Source organism: Agrobacterium sp. NPDC089420 (assembly GCF_044900305.1).
Lineage (GTDB): Bacteria > Pseudomonadota > Alphaproteobacteria > Rhizobiales > Rhizobiaceae > Agrobacterium.
The window spans coordinates 1-19,884 of record NZ_JBJDMY010000014.1 but is presented as its reverse complement, the minus strand read 5'-3'; the positions used below and the strand labels follow the sequence as shown (position 1 = coordinate 19,884).

General features: G+C 60.4%; 16 protein-coding genes. 10 read left to right on the top strand and 6 right to left on the bottom strand.

The window, feature by feature from the left end:
* Positions 1–6: 6 nt before the first annotated feature.
* Positions 7–885: a pantoate--beta-alanine ligase gene (gene panC, locus ACI2KA_RS19785; protein WP_404504167.1), complete on the top strand. Its 879-nt coding sequence runs from the start codon at positions 7–9 to the stop codon at positions 883–885.
* Positions 882–1,730, top strand: a complete 849-nt coding sequence (panB, locus tag ACI2KA_RS19780; protein ID WP_404504166.1) for a 3-methyl-2-oxobutanoate hydroxymethyltransferase — start codon at positions 882–884, stop codon at positions 1,728–1,730. The genes panC and panB overlap by 4 nt, the downstream gene beginning before the upstream one ends.
* Positions 1,731–1,774: 44 nt before the next feature.
* On the opposite strand, the gene rhaI is transcribed toward panB, so the two are convergent.
* Positions 1,775–3,067, bottom strand: coding sequence for an L-rhamnose catabolism isomerase (gene rhaI / locus ACI2KA_RS19775; RefSeq protein WP_404504165.1), 1,293 nt, complete (start codon positions 3,065–3,067; stop codon positions 1,775–1,777).
* A gap of 235 nt (positions 3,068–3,302) precedes the next feature.
* Positions 3,303–5,399: a bifunctional rhamnulose-1-phosphate aldolase/short-chain dehydrogenase gene (locus ACI2KA_RS19770; RefSeq protein WP_404504164.1), complete on the bottom strand. Its 2,097-nt coding sequence runs from the start codon at positions 5,397–5,399 to the stop codon at positions 3,303–3,305.
* Between the two features lie 197 nt (positions 5,400–5,596).
* Here ACI2KA_RS19770 and ACI2KA_RS19765 point away from each other — a divergent pair, with 197 nt between their 5' ends.
* From ACI2KA_RS19765 to ACI2KA_RS19735, 7 genes are all read left to right on the top strand, one after another.
* A complete protein-coding gene (locus tag ACI2KA_RS19765; protein ID WP_404504163.1) occupies positions 5,597–6,427 on the top strand; it encodes a DeoR/GlpR family DNA-binding transcription regulator in 831 nt (276 codons plus the stop codon).
* 47 nt (positions 6,428–6,474) lie between these two features.
* On the top strand, positions 6,475–7,485 hold the full coding sequence (gene rhaS, locus ACI2KA_RS19760) for a rhamnose ABC transporter substrate-binding protein (protein WP_404504162.1): 1,011 nt from the start codon (positions 6,475–6,477) through the stop codon (positions 7,483–7,485).
* Positions 7,486–7,708: 223 nt separating this feature from the next.
* Positions 7,709–9,244 carry a sugar ABC transporter ATP-binding protein gene (locus ACI2KA_RS19755; protein ID WP_404504161.1) on the top strand — a complete coding sequence of 512 codons (1,536 nt, stop codon included), beginning with the start codon at positions 7,709–7,711 and terminating at the stop codon, positions 9,242–9,244.
* A gap of 13 nt (positions 9,245–9,257) precedes the next feature.
* Positions 9,258–10,259: an ABC transporter permease gene (locus ACI2KA_RS19750; RefSeq protein WP_404504160.1), complete on the top strand. Its 1,002-nt coding sequence runs from the start codon at positions 9,258–9,260 to the stop codon at positions 10,257–10,259.
* Positions 10,256–11,266 (top strand): ABC transporter permease, encoded by a 1,011-nt coding sequence (locus ACI2KA_RS19745; RefSeq protein WP_404504159.1) that lies wholly within the window; start codon positions 10,256–10,258, stop codon positions 11,264–11,266. Before ACI2KA_RS19750 ends, ACI2KA_RS19745 begins: the two co-directional genes overlap by 4 nt.
* Positions 11,267–11,269: 3 nt before the next feature.
* Positions 11,270–11,593, top strand: a complete 324-nt coding sequence (rhaM, locus tag ACI2KA_RS19740; protein WP_404504158.1) for an L-rhamnose mutarotase — start codon at positions 11,270–11,272, stop codon at positions 11,591–11,593.
* Positions 11,590–12,972, top strand: a complete 1,383-nt coding sequence (locus ACI2KA_RS19735; RefSeq protein ID WP_404504157.1) for an FGGY-family carbohydrate kinase — start codon at positions 11,590–11,592, stop codon at positions 12,970–12,972. Before rhaM ends, ACI2KA_RS19735 begins: the two co-directional genes overlap by 4 nt.
* 196 nt (positions 12,973–13,168) lie before the next feature.
* Here the strand turns inward: ACI2KA_RS19735 and ACI2KA_RS19730 are convergent, their stop codons facing one another.
* The 4 genes from ACI2KA_RS19730 to ACI2KA_RS19715 all read right to left on the bottom strand — a co-directional run bounded on the left by ACI2KA_RS19730 (position 13,169) and on the right by ACI2KA_RS19715 (position 17,586).
* Complete coding sequence (locus ACI2KA_RS19730; RefSeq protein ID WP_404504156.1) at positions 13,169–14,005, bottom strand: alpha/beta fold hydrolase; 837 nt, start codon at positions 14,003–14,005, stop codon at positions 13,169–13,171.
* 272 nt (positions 14,006–14,277) lie between these two features.
* Positions 14,278–14,973, bottom strand: a complete 696-nt coding sequence (locus ACI2KA_RS19725; protein WP_404504155.1) for an FkbM family methyltransferase — start codon at positions 14,971–14,973, stop codon at positions 14,278–14,280.
* Positions 14,974–15,135: 162 nt separating this feature from the next.
* Positions 15,136–17,058 (bottom strand): putative bifunctional diguanylate cyclase/phosphodiesterase, encoded by a 1,923-nt coding sequence (locus ACI2KA_RS19720; RefSeq protein ID WP_404504154.1) that lies wholly within the window; start codon positions 17,056–17,058, stop codon positions 15,136–15,138.
* 21 nt (positions 17,059–17,079) lie between these two features.
* Positions 17,080–17,586: a molybdopterin-dependent oxidoreductase gene (locus ACI2KA_RS19715; RefSeq protein ID WP_404504153.1), complete on the bottom strand. Its 507-nt coding sequence runs from the start codon at positions 17,584–17,586 to the stop codon at positions 17,080–17,082.
* Between the two features lie 622 nt (positions 17,587–18,208).
* Between ACI2KA_RS19715 and ACI2KA_RS19710 the strand changes: the two genes are divergently transcribed.
* Positions 18,209–19,645 carry an NAD-dependent succinate-semialdehyde dehydrogenase gene (locus ACI2KA_RS19710; protein WP_404504152.1) on the top strand — a complete coding sequence of 479 codons (1,437 nt, stop codon included), beginning with the start codon at positions 18,209–18,211 and terminating at the stop codon, positions 19,643–19,645.
* Positions 19,646–19,884 lie beyond the last annotated feature (239 nt).

Below are 19,884 nucleotides of genomic sequence, written 5' to 3'. Positions count from 1 at the left end.
GACCCCATGCGCCTTGTAAAAACCGTCGCCGAGTTGCGGGATGCGATTGCCGCCTTTCGCCGCGCCGGCAAGACCGTCGGCTTCGTGCCGACCATGGGTTTTCTCCATATCGGCCATCTGACACTTGTTGCGCAGGCCAAGGCGGAAAACGATGTGACGGTGGTCTCGATCTTCGTCAACCCGCTGCAATTCGGCGCGAATGAGGATCTGGCGCGTTATCCGCGCGATCTTGCCCGCGACAGCGTGCTTCTAGAAGAAGCGGGCGTCGATATTCTGTTCGCGCCGGAGGTAGCGGAGATGTATCCACGCCCGATGTCGACCGTAGTGGATGTGCCGGAACTGGGCAGCCAGCTGGAAGGCGCGGTACGGCCGGGGCATTTCGCCGGCGTCACCACCGTCGTGACCAAGCTTTTTAATCTCGTCCAGCCGGATGCCACCTATTTCGGCGAAAAGGACTATCAGCAGGTCACCCTGATCCGCCGCATGGTCGAAGACCTTGCCCAGCCGGTGCGGGTGGTTTCTGTCGCCACGGTGCGGGAGGCGGATGGGCTGGCCTGCTCCTCGCGCAATGTCTATTTGAGCCCCGAGCAGCGCGCCGCCGCCGTGATCGTACCGCGCGCACTCGACGAGGCTGAACGGCTTTATGATCAAGGCCTCGATGACCCGGCCGCCTTTGAAGCCGCAATCGAAAAATTCATTGCCGCCGAGCCGCAGGCTTCGCCGGAAGTGGTTGCAGTGCGCGATCCCGAGACACTCGCGCCCATTGACTGTGTGCAGGCAGGACCTGTGCTGGTGGCGCTGTTCGTGCGCGTTGGCAACACACGGCTTCTCGATAACCGCGTCATTGGCCGCGGCAGAACTGAAACGAGGAAGGCTGCACAATGAGCGCCCAGGGCAAACACAAGCGGCTGACGACAGCCTCCATCCGGCAGATGAAGGGCAAGACACGCATCGTCTGCCTCACCGCCTATACGACGCCGATCACCCGCCTGCTCGATCCGCATTGCGACCTGCTGCTGGTGGGCGATTCCCTCGGCATGGTGCTTTACGGCATGGACACGACGGTTGGCGTGACGCTGGATATGATGATCGCCCATGGCCGCGCCGTCATGCGCGGCGTCGAACACGCCTGTGTCATCGTCGATCTTCCCTTCGGCACCTATCAGGAATCGAAGGAACAGGCCTTCCGCAATGCGGTGCGGCTGATGCAGGAAACCGGCTGCGACGGCGTGAAGCTGGAGGGCGGCGAGGAAATGGCCGAGACCATCGCCTTTCTGGTGGCGCGCGGCATTCCCGTCTTTGGCCATGTCGGCCTGATGCCGCAGCTCGTCCACACCGCCGGCGGCTTCCGCTCGCTTGGCCATTCGGATGCGGAAACGCAGAAAATCTGGCGCGATGCGATCGCCGTCGATCAGGCGGGCGCCTTCGCCATCGTCGTGGAAGGCACCGTCGAGCCGCTTGCCCGCGAATTGACGGAAAAGCTTGCCGCACCGACGGTCGGCATCGGCGCGTCGCCGGCCTGCGACGGGCAGGTGCTGGTTTCCGACGATATGCTCGGCCTGTTTTCCGATTTCAAACCGAAATTCGTCAAACGTTATGCCGATCTCGGTACGGCGGCGTCGGAAGCGGCGGCGGCTTATGCCGATGAGGTGCGCTCCGGTGCATTTCCAGGGCCGGAGTATACGTTTCAGGTGCGCAAGCCGTCCCGTTCTGGGGGCGAGAAGGCCTGACCGGACCCCGATGGCAGCCTTTGCACCCCTCATAAATCGAACGACTACACAATACCCCCACTACCGCCCACCGAAGCCGGGCGTTCCGCCGCCACACGCTTGCGGTAACCGCTCGCCCGGTAGGTCGCGACCGGATCGATCGCACCGCCGGCCAGTTGCCGAGCCGTGGCGAGGATAGGTTCGACATCGGTGCGGTAAGCCCGTTTCAGCATATCGGAAGCCATCAGCGCGTCATTGTCCTGCTGGTAGCCATCGAGAGCGGCGCGATCCACCAGCAGCGCCTGCGCATAGGCGCGGCGGATTTCATTGGCGCTGGAGATCAGGCTTTCGATCGGGTCCGTCACATTGTGCGACTGGTCGATCATATGAGCGGGATGGAAGCCCTTTACGCCGCGATATTCCGCATCCACCAGCTCGTTGAAGACGAGGAACAGGCGGTAGGGCTCGATTGAACCGGCATCCAGATCGTCATCGCCATATTTGCTGTCGTTGAAATGGAAACCGCCGAGCTTGCCGAACTGGATCAGCCGCGCGACGATCATCTCAATATTGGTGTTCGGCGCATGATGGCCGAGATCGACGAGGCAAAAGGCCTTTTCGCCAAGCGTATTGGCGATGAGGTAATTGGTGCCCCAATCCTGCACGACGGTGGAATAAAAGGCCGGTTCATACATCTTGTGTTCGGAAAAGATGCGCCAGTCATCCGGCAGCGCCTTGTAGATATCGGCCATGGCGGCGAGATAACGCTCGAAACTTCTGGTGAAGTTGCTCTGGCCGGGGAAGTTCGAACCATCGCCCACCCACACCGTCAGCGCTTTTGAACCGATCGCTTTGCCGATCTCGATGCACTCGATATTGTGCTCGACAGCCTGCTGGCGCGTGGCGGCATCCGTATGGCTGAGCGAACCGTATTTGTAGGAATTGCTCTGGCCGGGCGCATCCGAAAACGTGTTGGAGTTCATGGCGTCGAAGCCAAGGCCCAGCGCATCGGCATGGGCTTTCAGCCGCTTCGGATCTTCCTTGTCCCACGGAATATGCAGGGAGACATTCGGTGTGGCCCGCGTCAGCTGGTTGATGACGGCGCAATCATCCAGCTTGTCGAAAATGCCGCGCGGCTCCCCCGTGCCCGGAAAACGCGCAAAGCGGGTGCCGCCGGTGCCAACGCCCCAGGATGGCACGGCGACGAAAAACTCCGCCACCTTGGCCGTGACGGCGTCTATCTCGACATTGCGGCGCGCAAGCTGGTTGCCCAGCGCCTGATAATCGTCTTTCAGCGCACCGGCGCGCTTCTCGTTTTCGGCCGCGATGATATCAGCGGCGATTTTCGTCTCGGTCATCTTTTCCTCCCCGGACACCAATCCGTTGCATGCTGTTCCTAACGGCCATCTCCTCCGTCATTCCGGCCTTGAGCCGGAATCCAGTCGACGCACGTCTGTGCGGCGGGAAGAGTCCTTTCAGCCCAAAGACTTGGGCTGGCTGGATTCCGGCTCAAGGCCGGAATGACGGAAGAAGGGACACGGCCACTTACCAAAGCATCGCGTCTTCTTTTATGTTCGGCATCGACAGAAATTCCTACCGCGTGAAACTCTGCGCATTGCCGGCATCGACATTGATGATGTTGCCGGTCGACTTCGCGGAAGCATCGGACGCCAGGAAGTAGATCGCCTCGGCGATATCTTCCGGGAAGACGTTCAGCTTCAGCATCGAGCGCTTGCGGTAATGTTCCTCGAGATCCGTCACCTCGATCTTGGACGACGCAGCACGCTGCTCACGCCACTCGCCATTCCAGATTTTCGAACCGCGCAGCACGGCATCGGGATTGACGGTGTTGACGCGAATGCCCGCTTCCGCGCCTTCCAGAGCAAGGCAACGGGCCAGATGGATTTCGGCCGCCTTCGCCGTGCAATAGGCAGAGGCATTCGGCGAGGAGGCAAGGCCGTTCTTCGAAGCGACGAAGACCACGTTGCCGCCGAGATTCTGACGCCGCAGCAGCCGGAACGCCTCCCGCGACACGAGGAAATAGCCGGTGGCGAGGATGTCGATATTCTTGTTCCACATGGCAAGCGTGGTGTCTTCCACGGGCGCTGAAGAAGCGATGCCGGCATTGGAGACGAGAATATCCACGCCGCCGAATTCCACGCTCGTTTCCGCGAAGGCCGAAATGACCGCGTCTTCCTGTGTCACATCCAGCTTGACGGTGCGCACCGCGTCAGCGCTGTAACGTTTGACGAAATCGCCCTTGGCGGCGTCCAGCGCCGTCTCGTCAATATCGGCCAGCACCACGCAGGCGCCCTCGCCCGCCAGCCGCTCCGCCGTCGCCCGGCCGATGCCGCCGGCGCCGCCGGTGACAAAGGCCACCCGGCCGGCAAGGCTTTTCGGCTTCGGCATGCGCTGCAGCTTCGCCTCTTCCAGCAGCCAATATTCGATATCGAAGGCCTCCTGCTCGGGAAGACCCTGATATTCCGATACGGTGGACGCGCCGCGCATGACATTGATCGCGTTGACGTAGAACTCGCCGGCGATGCGGGCGGTAGCCTTGTCCTTGGCGAAAGACAGCATGCCGACGCCGGGGATCAGGAAAATCACCGGGTTCGGATCGCGCATCTTTGGCGAATTATCGTGGCGGCAAGCCTCGTAATAGCGCGTATAATCGGCCCGGTAAGCCTCCAGTGCCTTGTCCAGACCCGCCGTCAGCGCATCCACATCCGGGTTTACCGTATCGAGATCGAGGATGAGCGGACGGATTTTCGTGCGCAGGAAGTGATCCGGGCAGGATGTGCCAAGCGCACCGAGCGGCTTCAGGTCTTTCGAGTTGACGAATTCGAGAACCGCGTCCTGATCGTCGAAATGACCAAGCTTGCGCTCCTCGCGGCCAATGCGGCCACGGATTTCCGGCATCAGCCGGGCGGCGATGGCGCGGCGTTCGGCAAGCGGCAGGCTTTTGGCCACCGCGCCGCCGAAAATCACTTTGCCTTCGGTCTTTTCTGCAAACCATTCGATCGCCTTGTTGATGATGGCGAGCGTCAGCTCGTAGCATGCCTTGGCGTCATTATCCCAGGTGAAGAGACCATGGCTTTCCAGCACCACGCCCTTGGCCTTGGGGTTGGCTTTGACGAAAGCCTCAAGATCGAGGCCGAGCTGGAAACCGGGGCGACGCCAGGGCAGCCAGCCGATGTCATCGCCAAAGATCTGCTGCGTCAGCTCTTTCGAATTCTTCGAAGCGGCAATGGCGATGATCGCATCCGGATGCATGTGATCGACATGATCATAGGGTACGAAACCATGCAGCGGCGTATCGATGGAGGCCGCGCGCGGGTTGAGGTTGAAGGTGCAGTGCGGCAGGAACCCGACCATGCGGTCTTCATCCGCAACGCCCTTGTAAATGCCCTTCAGTGCTTCCAGCTTGTCGAGATAAAGCGTGGCAAAACCATCGAGCTTGATGGTGCCGACATCGCCGCCGGAGCCTTTTACCCACATGACGCGGACCTTTTCGCCCGTCAGCGGATCGACCTCGAGCACCTTTGCGGACGTATTGCCGCCGCCATAATTGGTGATGCGCTTGTCGGCGCCCAGAAGATTGGAGCGATAAAGCAGCTTGCCCGGCTCATCCAGCGTTTTGGCATAGGCATCGTCCCAACGGCTTTCGAGAAGGCGGGATGTTCCCGTCATGTCTTCCTCCCACATATGTGCGTTCGCGGAGCCGACACCGGCCCGCCTCCTTTGATGGCAGGTATCGCGCATCCAAAACCACAATGTCAATCAAAAACGATCATAAATTTTCATGTTGCAGCGCGATATTGATTAATTTGATCGTTCTTGATTGACAACGTAAAGAGATTGCGAATAATCACAATCAGGAGGACCCCATGCACGAACGCGAGCGCCATCGCATCATCTTGAGCGCCATACAGGAAAAACCTGTGGTGACGGTGCAGGATATTGCCGAGCTGACGGATGCGTCGGAAGCGACGATCCGCAGGGATATCGCGTCTTTGCATGTGCAGGGCAAGTTGCGGCGTGTGCGTGGCGGGGCGGAAGCGGTGCATCCGCCGCAGCTCGGCAACCTGGCTGCACGTCCCTTCCGCGTCTCCGAATCAGTCAATATCGATAAGAAGCGCGCAATTGCGCGCAAGGCCGTCGATCTGTGCAACGATGGCGACGCGATCATCCTGAATGGCGGCACGACCACATTCCAGATGGTGCATTACATGGCGGCGCGGCGCCTGCAGGTGATGACCAATTCCTTTGCCATAGCCGAACATCTGATCAAACATTCAAAGTGCAATGTCAGCGTGCCGGGCGGCGCGATCTATCGCGACCAGAGCCTCATCCTGTCACCTTTCGAGAATGATGCGATCCGCAATTTTTATGCGCGGCGGATCTTTCTCGGGGCGCAGGGCGTGGGCGCTCTCGGCATCATGGAATCCGACGCCCTGGTCATCCAGAGCGAACAGAAGCTGATGCGGCAGGCCGAAGAACTGATCGTGATGGTCGATTCCTCGAAATTCAGGAAACGATCCAGCCTCATTCTCTGCCCGCTCGAAAACGTCTCGACCATCATCACCGATGACGGGATTACCGATGAGGCGGCAAGAATGGTGGAAGATGCCGGTGTCGAGCTGCTGATCGCCGGCGCGGGTGCGGATATCAAAACAGCCGGTCCGCCGGATGAAGAGAATTCCTCTTCGGTCGCTTGAGGAGCGCCGAAGGGAAGAACAGGTTTCAAAACGGGAGGAAAAGGGACATGAAATTTACACGCAGAACATTGACGAGCGTTCTGGCGCTCGGCGCGGCACTTTCCGTCGCCGGACTTGGCAGCGTTGCCCAGGCCGCCGACGTGAAGATCGCGCTGGTGGTCAAGTCGCTCGGCAACGGCTTTTTCGAAGCCGCCAACAAGGGCGCTGAAGAGGCCGCGAAGGATCTCGGCGGCGTCCAGATCATCTATACGGGTCCGACCAGCACCACGGCCGAAGGCCAGATCGAGGTCATCAATTCGCTGATCGCGCAGGGCGTCGATGCCATCGCCATTTCCGCCAACGACCCCGACGCCGTCGTTCCGGCGCTGAAGAAGGCGGCGCAGCGCGGCATCAAGGTCATCTCCTGGGATTCCGGCGTGGCGCCCGAGGGCCGCATTCTCCAGCTCAATCCCTCGTCCAACGCGCTGATCGGCAAGATGTGCCTGCAGCTCGCCGCCGCGCATCTGGAAGGCGGCAAGGGCGATTTCGCCATTCTTTCGGCCACCACCACCTCCACGAACCAGAATATCTGGATCGACGAGATGAAGAAGCAGCTGAAGGATTTCCCCGGCCTCAATCTCGTCACCACGGTTTACGGTGATGACCTGGCCGACAAGAGCTACCGCGAAGCGCAGGGCCTGCTCTCCTCGCAGCCGAACGTGAAGGTCATCGTCGCGCCGACGACAGTCGGCGTTCTTGCCGCCTCACAGGCCGTTAAGGATGCGGGCAAGATCGGTCAGGTCTATGTGACCGGCCTTGGCCTGCCGTCTGAAATGGCCGGCGCCATCAAGTCGGGCGCGACAAAGGAATTCGCCATCTGGAACCCGATCGACCTCGGTTATTCCGCCACCCAGATCGCCTATCGCCTCGTGAAGGGCGAGACAGACGGCAAGCCCGGCTCGGAAATCGAGGCAGGCCGCATGGGCAAGATCAAGGTTGGCGAAAACAGCGAAGCGGCCATGGCCGATCCGTTTGTTTATGACGCGAAGAATATCGATCAGTTCTCGAAGATTTTTTGATCTTGATAATATCCGGCGGTGCGGAGGTTACCCCCCTCTGCCCTGCCGGGCATCTCCCCCACAAGGGGGGAGATCGATATGCGGTGGCCTCTCGGCCGTCTCTAACGTTGCGAGTGAGCGAGCGTTTTCTTCTGGCCGATCTCCCTCCTTGTGGGGGAGATGCCCGGCAGGGCAGAGGGGGGTGGCCCCGATCACTTCATTCAAAACTGACCGGTAAGACCTGATGATGCGTGCTGAAACCCAAACCATCAACATGACAGAGGCTTCGAGCGCCACGCCCATTCTCGAAATGCGCGGCATCAGCCAGATATTCCCCGGCGTCAAAGCACTGGATGGCGTCGATATCGCGCTGTACCCCGGCAAGGTCACCGCGCTGATCGGCGAGAACGGTGCGGGAAAATCCACGCTGGTCAAGATCCTCACCGGCATCTATCGCCCGAACGAGGGTGAAATCCTGCTGGATGGCAGGGCCGTGACGTTTCACGGCGCGCAGGACGCCATCGATGCCGGCGTGACCGCCATTCATCAGGAGACCGTGCTGTTCGACGAGCTTTCGGTTGGCGAAAACATTTTCCTCGGCCATGCGCCGAAGGGACGTTTCGGCCTGATCGACTGGAAAACCATCAATGCCCGCGCCAGAATCCTGCTGGAGCAGCTGGAAAGCACCATCGATCCTTCCATCCGGCTGAAGGACCTGTCGATCGCGCAGCGCCATCTCGTGGCCATCGCCCGGGCGCTGTCCGTCGAAGCGCGGATCGTCATCATGGACGAACCGACCGCCGCCCTGTCCCGCAAGGAGATCGACGATCTCTTCCGCATCGTCGAAAACCTGAAGCGGCAGGGCAAGGCCATCCTCTTCATCAGCCACAAGTTCGATGAAGTCTATGAAATCGCCGAGAATTATGCGGTTTTCCGCGACGGCAGGATGGTCGGGGCCGGCACGCTCGCCACCACACCGCAGGACGAGATCGTGCGATTGATGGTCGGCCGCGATGTGACGAACGCCTTTCCCAAGCAGGCGGTCACACTCGGCTCGACGGTTCTTTCGGTACGCGATTATTCGCACCAGACGGAATTCCGCGATATTTCGCTCGAGTTGCGCAAGGGCGAGATTCTCGGCCTTTACGGGCTGATCGGCGCCGGGCGCTCCGAACTCTGCCAGTCGCTCTTCGGCATCACCCGCCCGGCTTCAGGCGAGGTGACGCTGGACGGCCGGCCGCTCACCATCCGCTCGCCGGAAGATGCGATCCGCGCCGGCATCGTTTATGTGCCGGAAGAGCGCGGCCGCCACGGGCTGGCGCTGGACATGCCAATCTATCAGAACATGTCGCTGCCTTCCCTCACCCGCACCTCGCGCAAGGGGTTTCTGACCGCCGCCAACGAATTCGCGCTGGCGCGCAAATATGCCGCGCGGCTCGACCTGCGCGCCGCCGCTCTTTCGGTGCCGGTCGGCACGCTTTCGGGCGGCAACCAGCAGAAGGTGGTGATCGGCAAGTGGCTCGCCACCCAGCCGAAGGTCATCATTCTCGACGAACCGACCAAGGGCATCGATATCGGCTCCAAGGCCGCCGTGCACGGCTTCATCAGCGAACTTGCGGCCGAAGGCCTGTCGATCATCATGATTTCATCCGAACTTCCCGAAATCCTCGGCATGTCCGACCGCGCCATCGTCATGCGCGAAGGCCTGATGGCGGGCCAGTTCGAGCGCGCCGATTTTTCTCCGGAAAAGCTGGTGCGCGCCGCCACCGGCAATGCCTGAGAGGGGCAACCACATGCAACGTCTACTCAAAAATCGCGAATGGCTGCTGGCGGGCATCATCCTCATCATGATCGCCGGTTTTGCGCTGCGCGCGCCCGGTTTCAGCCGGCCCGGCAATCTCGTCAATATTTTCAATGACACGTCCATCCTCATCATTCTGGCGCTTGGCCAGATGGCGGTCATTCTCACCAAATCCATCGATCTTTCGGTTGCCGCCAATCTCGCCTTCACCGGCATGGCGGTGGCGATGACCAACGCCGCCTTTCCGGGCATTCCGCTGCCGCTTCTCATCGCCATGGCGGTCGGCATCGGCGCGTTTCTGGGCTCGCTCAATGGCATTCTGGTCTGGTGGCTCGGCATTCCGCCCATCGTCGTCACGCTCGGCACGCTCACCATCTATCGCGGCATGGCTTTCGTGCTGTCCGGCGGCGGCTGGGTGAATGCGCACCAGCTTTCACCGACCTTCCTCAACGTGCCGCGCACCGTGATCCTCGGCATGCCGGTTCTTTCATGGGTGGCGATCCTCATCGTCGCCGGCGCCTGGCTGGTGCTCACCCGCACCTCCTTCGGCCGCTCGGCCTATGCGTCGGGCGGTAATCCGGGTGCGGCGGTCTATGCGGGTATCGATGTCGGCCGCACCCGCTTTCTCGCCTTTGTGCTGTCGGGCGCGCTTGCCGGGCTCGCCGGCTATCTCTGGGTCTCGCGTTATGCCGTCGCCTATGTGGATATCGCCGCCGGTTTCGAACTGGACAGCGTGGCCGCCAATGTGATCGGCGGCATCTCGATTGCCGGTGGTATCGGCTCGGTGGCCGGCGCCGTTCTCGGCGCGCTCTTCCTCGGCGTCATCAAGAACGCGCTGCCCGTCATCGGCATTTCGCCCTTCGCGCAGATGGCGATTTCCGGCGTGGTCATCGTCCTCGCCGTCGTCTTCAACGCCCGCGCCGAAGCCAGAAAAGGCCGCATCATTCTGCGCGACCGGGCCGCGGCAGAGCATGGCAAGGAAGCATCCGCATGAGCACGCATTCTCAACCCACACAGGCCCCGCGCATCATTCCCGACCGGCTCGGCACACCGCTCAGCCGCATCATGGCCAGCTGGGAAGTGTTGCTGCTTGGCGTGGCGATCCTCATCTTCATCGCCAATTCGCTCGCCTCGCCCTATTTCCTCAATGCCTGGAACCTGTCGGACGCCACCTTCAACTTCACCGAAAAGGCGATCATCGCCTTTGCCATGGCGCTGCTGATCATCGCCGGCGAAATCGATCTGTCCGTCGCCGCCATCATTGCGCTTGCCTCCACCGCCATGGGGGCTGCAGTGCAGATGGGGGTCGGCACGCCTGGCCTCGTCGCCATCGGCATCGGCACCGGGCTTTTCTGCGGGGCGTTCAACGGCTTTCTCGTCGCGGGGCTGAAACTGCCGTCCATCGTCGTCACCATCGGCACGATGAGCCTGTTTCGCGGCATTTCCTACATGGTGCTGGGCGATCAGGCCTATGGCAAATATCCGACCGATTTCGCCTATTTCGGTCAGGGATACGTGATTTCCGTCATCTCCTTCGAATTCGTGCTGTTCATCACCATGGCCGTCCTCTTCGCCATTCTGCTGCACGCCACCAATTTCGGCCGGCAGGTCTATGTCATCGGCACCAATCCCTTCGCCGCGCGCTTCTCCGGCATTCCCGTCGAGCGGGTGAAGTTCATCCTCTTCCTGCTGACGGGCCTGATGAGCGGCATCGCCGCCGTCTGCCTCACCTCGCGGCTCGGTTCCACCCGCCCGTCCATCGCGCAGGGCTGGGAGCTTGAGGTGGTGACCATGGTGGTGCTGGGCGGCGTTTCCATTCTCGGCGGCTCCGGCACCATTGCCGGCGTGGTTATCGCCGCCTTCGTCATGGGTCTCGTCACCTTCGGACTGGGGCTTCTGAACGTGCCTGGCATCGTCATGTCGATCTTCGTCGGCCTGCTTTTGATCGTCACCATCGCCATCCCCATCGTCGTTCGCCGCCTTCGGACCATGAGAAGTTAAGCCATGCCGGAACTCGAAAAACACGCCTTCAAGATGAAACTCTTTCCCGGGAAAGAGGCCGAATATAAAAAACGCCATGACGCGATATGGCCGGACCTGGTGGCGCTGCTGCACGCGGCAGGGGTCAGCGATTATTCCATCCATCTCGACCCGGAAACCAATATCCTGTTCGGCGTGCTGACACGGCAGAGGAACCACGGCATGGCGGCTTTGCCCGACCATCCCGTGATGAAGAAATGGTGGGCGCATATGGCCGATATCATGGAGAGCAACCCAGACAATTCGCCCGTCGCAAAAGACCTGGTGACGGTGTTCCATCTGCCATGAGCAACAGCATCCAACCGGGCCGTGTCGCGGTCATCGATATCGGCAAGACCAATGCCAAGGTCGTCGTCATCGACACCGGCAGCGGCGAGGAAATCGCCGGCGAGAAACGGACGAACCCCGTTCTGCGCGATGGCCCCTATCCGCATTACGATGTGGAGATGCTGTGGAGCTTCATTCTTTCCGCGCTTCGAAGATTTGGCCAGAAGCCGGGTTTCGATGCGATTTCCATCACCACCCACGGCGCTTCGGCGGCGCTTCTGGATGGGAACGGCGATCTCGCAATGCCCGTGCTCGATTATGAACACAGCTATCCCGCAGCCATTCAGGAGACCTATCGCCGCATCAGGCCCAATTTCGCCGAGACCGGTTCACCACAGCTTCCCGTGGGACTGAACCTTGGCGCACAGATCCATTTTCAGAAAGAGGCCTTTCCGGACGATTTCTCCAGGGTAAAGAGCATCGTTACCTATCCGCAATATTGGGCTGGGCGGCTAACCGGCGTTCAGGCGACCGAAACGACGTCGCTCGGGTGTCATACCGATCTCTGGGACCCCCGGCGCAAGGGCTTTTCATCGCTCGTCAAACATCTCGGTGTCGAACACTTGATGGCCCCGGTCCGCTCCGCCTTCGACGTGCTGGGAACAATCCGCCCATCGCTGGCGCAGGAAAGCGGCCTCTCACCGGATATGCCGGTCTATTGCGGCATTCACGACTCCAACGCCTCGCTCCTGCCTCATCTTTTGCGTCGGGAGGGTGAGTTTTCGGTGGTGTCCACCGGCACCTGGGTGGTGAATTTCGCCATTGGCGGCACGGCGGGCATGCTGGATCCCGCCCGCGATACGCTCCTGAATGTCGATGCCCTGGGACGCCCCGTTCCCTCCTCCCGTTTCATGGGCGGCCGGGAATATGAAATGCTGGCGCAGCAATTCGGACCGGCGAAGGACGATGAGATTGAAGCCGCGCTCGACGGCGTGATTGCCAAGGGCATGACGCTTTTGCCGAGCGTCGTTAATGGCTCCGGTCCTTTTCCCGAGAAAACGGCGCGCTGGATATCAGACGAAAACGCCACGGCTGCGGAACGTCACGCGGCTACAGCGCTTTATCTCGCCCTGATGACGGAGTGCAGCCTTTCGCTTATCGGGCGGAAAGGTCCGATCCTTGTCGAAGGCCCCTTCGCCAGTAACGCACTTTATCTGAAGGCTCTGGCCGGCTTTGCCGGGACCGAAGTAATAGCGGTCGAAGGATCCACCGGCACCAGCGCAGGTGCGGCCCTGCTCACCGGCATCAAACCGCTTGCCGGTCGCGAGCGCCATTTCGCTCCTGGCGCCATTGAAGGGCTTGGTTCCTACCGCGACGCTTGGAGGGCAAAGCTGGTCTGACGACATGAGGCGCGAAATACCTCCGTCCCCCACCTCCACACGCGCCATCATCCTCGGGCTTGACCCGAGGATTTATTCTTCGTGTTGCTGTGAATCCTCGGGTCAAGCCCGAGGATGACGTCAAATCCGAGGGACAGGTCGTGGACCAATCACGAAATGCGGCCTCATATTAAGCCGCATTCACTTCCCCCCAAAATCAGCCCTTGATGAAGGCCAGAAGGTCGGCGTTCAGCACATCGGCATTGACGGTGAGCATGCCGTGCGAGAAGCCGGGATAGGTCTTCAGCGTGCCATTTTTCAACAGCTTCACCGATTTCAGCGCGGAGTCGGCAATCGGCACGATCTGGTCGTCCTCACCATGCAGCACCAGGGTCGGAACGCTGATATTCTTCAGGTCCTCGGTCTGATCGGTTTCGGAGAAGGCCTTGATGCCGTCATAATGGGCCTTCGCGCTGCCCATCATGCCCTGCCGCCACCAGTTCTGGATAACGCCTTCATGCACGGTCGCGCCATCGCGGTTGAAACCGTAAAACGGGCCGGCCGGCACATCGCGGAAGAACTGCGCACGGTTTGCGGCGAGCGACGAGCGGAAGCCGTCAAAAACCTCCATCGGCAGGCCTTCCGGATTGGCCTCGGTCTTGAGCATCAGCGGCGGCACGGCGGAAACGAGAACGGCCTTGGCGACACGGCCGGCGGGTTCGCCGTGTTTTGCGACATAACGGGCGACTTCACCGCCGCCGGTGGAATGGCCGATATGCACGGCGTTCTTCAGATCGAGAGCTTCGACGACGGCGAAGGCGTCGGCGGCGTAGTGGTCCATGTCGTGACCGTCGGCAACCTGGGCAGAACGGCCGTGACCGCGGCGGTCATGGGCAACAACACGAAAACCCTTGGAAACGAAGAACAGCATCTGCGCGTCCCAGTCATCGGCGCTGAGCGGCCAGCCATGGTGGAACATGATCGGCTGGGCATCCTTCGGACCCCAGTCCTTATAGAAGATTTCGGTTCCGTCTGTCGTCTTAACAAAGCCCATGATCGTTTCTCCTTCGGTTGCGGTGGCGTCTTCCGGTGCGGTCTCAGTTGTGCGCCGGTTTGATGGAGGGATGATGACGCAGGACAGGGGCTGCAACAATTGCAACAATAATTGGCAATGAATTGCTGATTATGAAATTATCTCTGCGATCCCCACGGCCATGCCGGCACACGTACCCAACCGCTCCGCGCCCTCATTCCGGGATGAGAACGCGGTGGCGGATGGAGGGTTCCGCAAATTCGCCTTGGGCCGTGAAGCGGCGGGCCGCCGTCTCAATCCACCTCGGGGTCGTATTCCCTCGGGCTGTCATCTTTCGAGAACAATACGCAAGGTCCGCGTGAACCGCGCGGGTCATAGGCATATCCCTTCGCCGTCAACGCCCGCGTGATATCGCGAACCCCGGCGAGGCCATAAAGGTGATCGTGCAACTCGACGAATATCCGTTCCACGCCGGCAAGCTCGGCCCTGCCGAGCAGGTCGCGTTCAGCACCCTCGATATCCATCACAAGGGCGGTAATGCCGTGGCTTGCAATAAACTGGTCGATATTGTCGGAGGAGATTTCGATGCGTTGTTCATAAGGCCCCTGATTTTCGTCCATGGACGACATCCAGAGATCCTTGCGGACATAAAAAGGATAGGAGCGCGGGGCATCGGCGGTGAGAAGCCCCTGCGAAAACACCACATTGCCGCGGCAATTGGCCTTGATGACCCGTTCCGCCAGCGCCGCCGTGGAGGGATTGGCCTCGAAAGCCCACACCGCAACATTCTCTATGCCGGCGATGATGGAGGTGATGATGCCGATGCCGGACCCCAGTTCCAGCACGCGGTCGCCGGGCCTGACGGCTTTCAGGACGCTGCGGGCCTCCTTCGCCTCATAGCTGCCGTCGGTCAGCGCCTGCCAGATGACGGGCGATACCTCGTCGGAAGAGAGAGGCAGGGCAACTCCATGCACGTCCAGTATTTCCATGTCTCAAGCCTTTTCGCAAAAACCGGTCGTTTCACCGCAATGATCCCGTGCCGACCGGCAATGCTCTACAGCATCGGCGCGGCGACCGATATCGGTTTTAGCAGGCGCCGACATATCCGGTTAAAAATTCGACACGCTTATAATGCTGCGAAAGCGGAATTTTCAGACGGAACTCCAGGCCACCAGTTCCTTGGCCGGCAACGGCCTGCTGATCAGATATCCCTGGACCTGATCGCATCCCAGACGCTTGACGCATTCATATTGCTCTTCCGTCTCGATGCCTTCGGCGATGGTGGTCATCCGCAGGCTGCGGCCGACGCCGACCACGAATTCCACGATCGCCAGCGCATCGCGATCGCTGGTGATATCGCGCAGGAACGAGCGGTCGATCTTGATCTTGTCAAAGGGCACGCCGCGCAAATTGGCAAGCGAGGAATAACCGGTGCCAAAATCATCCATGGCGATCTTGATACCGACGGCCTTCAGCCGCGAAAGCGTGTTGATCGTCTGGTCGCTCTTGTTGAGCAGGATCGATTCCGTGATTTCCAGCTCGAGCCGGCTCGGCTCCAGCCCGCTTTTGTCAAGCGCGCCCATGACGTTCTGAATGAGATTGGTGCTGTGGAACTGGACCGGCGAAAGATTGACCGCCACCTTCATGTCCTCGTCCCAGCCCATCGCTTCGCGGCAGGCGGTCTCCATCACCCATTTTCCAAGCGAATGGATGAGACCCGTCCGTTCCGCGACGGGAATGAAAACGCTGGGCGGAACATCGCCACGCACCGGATGCTTCCAGCGCAAAAGCGCCTCGAAACCGCAGAGCTTGCGTGTCTGCGTCGCCACCTGCGGCTGGTAATAGACCTCCATCTCGTCATTCTGCAGCGCCGTTTGCAGATCGGCCTCGAAAGATTTCTTCTCGGTCAGCTGCTTCTGCATACGCACCTTGAAGACGCTTGCCCGGCCGGGTCCGATGGCCTTGGCCTCGTAAAGCGCCAGATCCGCGCGCTTGAACAATTCGTCTGCGTCAACGGCGCCATGGGATATGGCGATGCCGATGCAGGTGCCGATTTTGACCTCCTGTTCGCCAAGCTGGTAGGTGCGGCTGATCTGATCGATGAGCTTAGAGGCGAGGCGGCGGGCGGCATCCTCGTTCAGGTCGTCGGAGACGACGGCGAATTCGTCGCCGCCCAGGCGGCAGACCATGTCATACCCGTCGCCGATGCCGGAAAGGCGCTGCGCCACGGCCTGAAGCAGCGCATCGCCCGCATCATGGCCGAGCGTATCGTTGACATCCTTGAACCCATCGAGATCGAGCAGGAGGATCGCCGTCGTTCCGGTGCCGCCGAAGGATCGGCGCAACCTCTCGATCAGTTCCTGCCGGAACAGCGCCCGGTTGGGCAAGCCCGTCAGCGCGTCATGATAGGCGTCATGTTCCAGCCGGACATTCTTCGCCTGCAGCTCCAGCGTCGCGGCGCGCAGGTCGTCCGTCAGCCCGCGCATGCTTTTCTGCGCGCGGTTCAAAAGATCGTTCTGGCGCAGCAGCAGGATGACCAGCGCGATGCCGCACAGGATGAGGCCGCCGGCCAGCGCGGTATAAACGATATGCAGCTTGCGCACATCCTCATGGGCGGTATCGATCAGATTGACGTCGTAGGCCACCGATGAAGACGCCAATGTCGTCATCGGCGCATCGAGCGCACCCATCGAGGCGAGCAGATCCGGAACATCGGCCGGCCTGAGGCTGTTTATCTGCTGTTCGAGACGGGCCAGAATCGCATCGAGGCGCGTAACCAGATCGCGCCACTGCTGTTTTTCATTGATGAAGGCCCCGAGATTGCCCTGCTTCAAAAGCTCCAGGCGGCTCAGCATGATATCCAGACGCAATTGCAACTCGTCCCGGTCGATCCTGCCGGGGCTGAGCGCGAATACGGCGAGCTTGTTCTGGAGGCGGAGATATTCCGCAACCGTCTGACTGACTGCCCACGAATCGTTATAGCGGGCGAATTTCTGCAGAGCGGTCTGCCGCTCGGCAATGACGAAAGCGATATAGCCCGTTGCCAGGACGAAGCAACAGATGATCACCGCCACAAGTTTTCGCAAACGGCACCTTTATTCCACTATCAGTTTGGCAACTTGCCATGCGGACCGCGAGTAATATGTCTGCTTCTGCAATTCCGGGTCGCTGTCATAGGGATAGATGACAAACAACGGCCCTTTTTCGCGAACTGTCATATAATTGCCATCGAGTTTGATGGCGAGAATAACGTTGAATTTCTTAAAATCCTCAACCGGTATCGTGCTGACATAATCGTTGAGGGCGACCGCCGTGACACTAGTGCCCTTGGCTCCGACGATATCCATCAATTTAGCCAGCGACACACCCTCGAAACGGACACGGCCATCGTGCCAGGGCGTTGTCGTCTCCACGGTTTCCATGCCCAGCGCCTCCAGCATGTCGCGGTCAAATTCCGCAGCGCCGTCGGCATTGGTGTTGGTTATGTTGCCGGATATGGTTAAGATCGGCTTTCCTTGCGGTCTGGCGATTGTCCCCGCCTCGGCACAGGAAAGCCACACGAGCGACAAGAACGCACTGAGAAGTACCCGGGCGAAACTCATACTTTTTCTCCATCGATAACGTTCAGGCCGAGGGTTTTCGCGAACCTTTGTAGGTCAAGGGAACCGAGTCCCGTAATATATATCAGGAATGGATGTTATATCCTCACTGAGATTTTATCCGTATTTTCTCTAGGTTTTGAGTAAACCCTTTGGATAAGTTTTCCATCTTATTATAGCTTTTCACAGGGCGCGCCCTGTTATGATGCAACCGGCACCCCGCCAGGACCTATTTTTTCCCATCCGTCCAGCCCGACAAAGGCCGAATTGTGGCAAAGGGCTTTGCTCTTCCGGCTAAACAATCTGATTCGCCTTGCGAGGCAAATGGCAAGTGATCCGGCGGCCGTTTTCGCGCCGACCCCAGGGGACGCGAGGCGGTTGCCCGTCACGGAAAAATCATGGCGATTGCCGGAGCGGACGGTTGAAACCTGCCACCCGCACCTTAATATAAAGGCTGTCGTTTCCGTTTCCGGCACACCACAAACCCCGCGCCGGAAATACACGAGACACCCGTTCCGCGCAGCGAAAGCCGCGATGCCGGATTTCGTCCGGCCAGGAAAATTCTGTTCACGTCTCCGGGCCGGACGGCTTTCGCCGTATCGGCCGCATCATGAAGGTAGCCCCCATGCACACCTATCCCGACATCAAACTTCTCATTGATGGCGAATGGCGAGACGCCGTTTCCGGCAAGACGATCGCCGTGTCCGATCCGGCAACCGACGAGATCATCGGCGCGATCGCCCATGCCGAGAAGGAAGACCTCGATCTGGCGCTTGCCGCCGCCGAGCGCGGCTTCAAGCTGTGGCGCGACACCTCGCCCTTCGAGCGGTCGAAGATCATGCGCAAGGCTGCCGATATCCTGCGTGAGCGCAAGGACAAGATCGCCTATATCATGACCCGCGAACAGGGCAAGCCGCTGGCGCAATCGGGCACCGAGATCATGGGCGCCGCCGATACCATCGACTGGTTCGCGGAAGAAGCGCGCCGCACCTATGGGCAGGTCATTCCGGCGCGGGCGGCAGGCGTTTCGCAGCTTGCCATCAAGCTGCCGGTCGGTCCGGTCGCGGCATTCACGCCGTGGAATTTTCCGATCAACCAGATCGTCCGCAAGCTTTCCGCAGCACTGGCCACCGGCTGCTCCATCATCGTCAAGGCGCCGGAAGAAACACCGGCGTCACCGGCCGAACTCATCCGCGCCTTCGTGGATGCGGGTGTGCCGGCGGGCGTCATCGGTCTCGTTTACGGCGTGCCTTCCGAAGTGTCGGAATATCTGATCCCGCATCCGGTCATCCGCAAGATTTCCTTCACCGGCTCCACTCCCGTCGGCAAACATCTGGCGGCGCTTGCCGGCAGGCACATGAAGCGCGCCACGATGGAACTCGGCGGCCACGCGCCGGTGATGATCTTCGACGACGCCGACATCGACAAGGCGATCGAGGTGACCTCACTCGCCAAGTTCCGCAATGCCGGCCAGGTCTGCGTCGCCCCCACCCGCTTTCTCGTGCAGGACGGCGTTGCCGACCGCTTCCTCGAGGGTTTCGTGGAAGCCGCCAAGGCCATCAAGGTCGGCAATGGTCTGGAAGACGGCGTCATCATGGGGCCGCTCGCCAATGAGCGCCGCATTCCCGCACTGGAGGGCCTCATCAACGACGCCGTTTCCCATGGCGGCGAATTGAAGACCGGCGGCCGCCGTATCGGCAACAAGGGCAATTTCTTCGAACCGACGGTTCTCACCAATGTGCCGACCACCGCCAAGATCATGAATGACGAGCCGTTCGGCCCGGTCGCGATCATCAACCGCTTCTCGAGCTTCGACGATGCGGTCGCCGAAGCCAACCGCCTGCCATTCGGCCTTGCGTCGTATGCCTTCACCGGCTCGGTCAAGACCGCGCACGCGCTCGGCCATCAGGTCGAGGCCGGCATGCTGACCATCAACCATAACGGCCTTGCGCTTCCCGAAGTCCCCTTCGGCGGCATCAAGGATTCCGGTTATGGCACGGAAGGCGGTTCGGAAGCGGTTCAGGCCTATCTGGAGACCAAATTCGTCAGCCAGATGAGCTGAGGCTTCTGGTTCAGGCACAGAGCGGATGACAATATCTGCCCTGGGCTCGAGTGTGGCGAACCCGGAATATTCACACACCGTCACCCCGGACTAGATCCGGGGTCCTGTGTATTGCGCTTGTGTTATAAGGGTTGCGGGCGGAACGCCGTCGGGGTCCTGGTCGATTGAGACCGTTTGCTGGCTTTGGCCTCCGCCCGCTCTTGATAATCCCAACCTGAACAGTTGATAGAGGCCGTCAC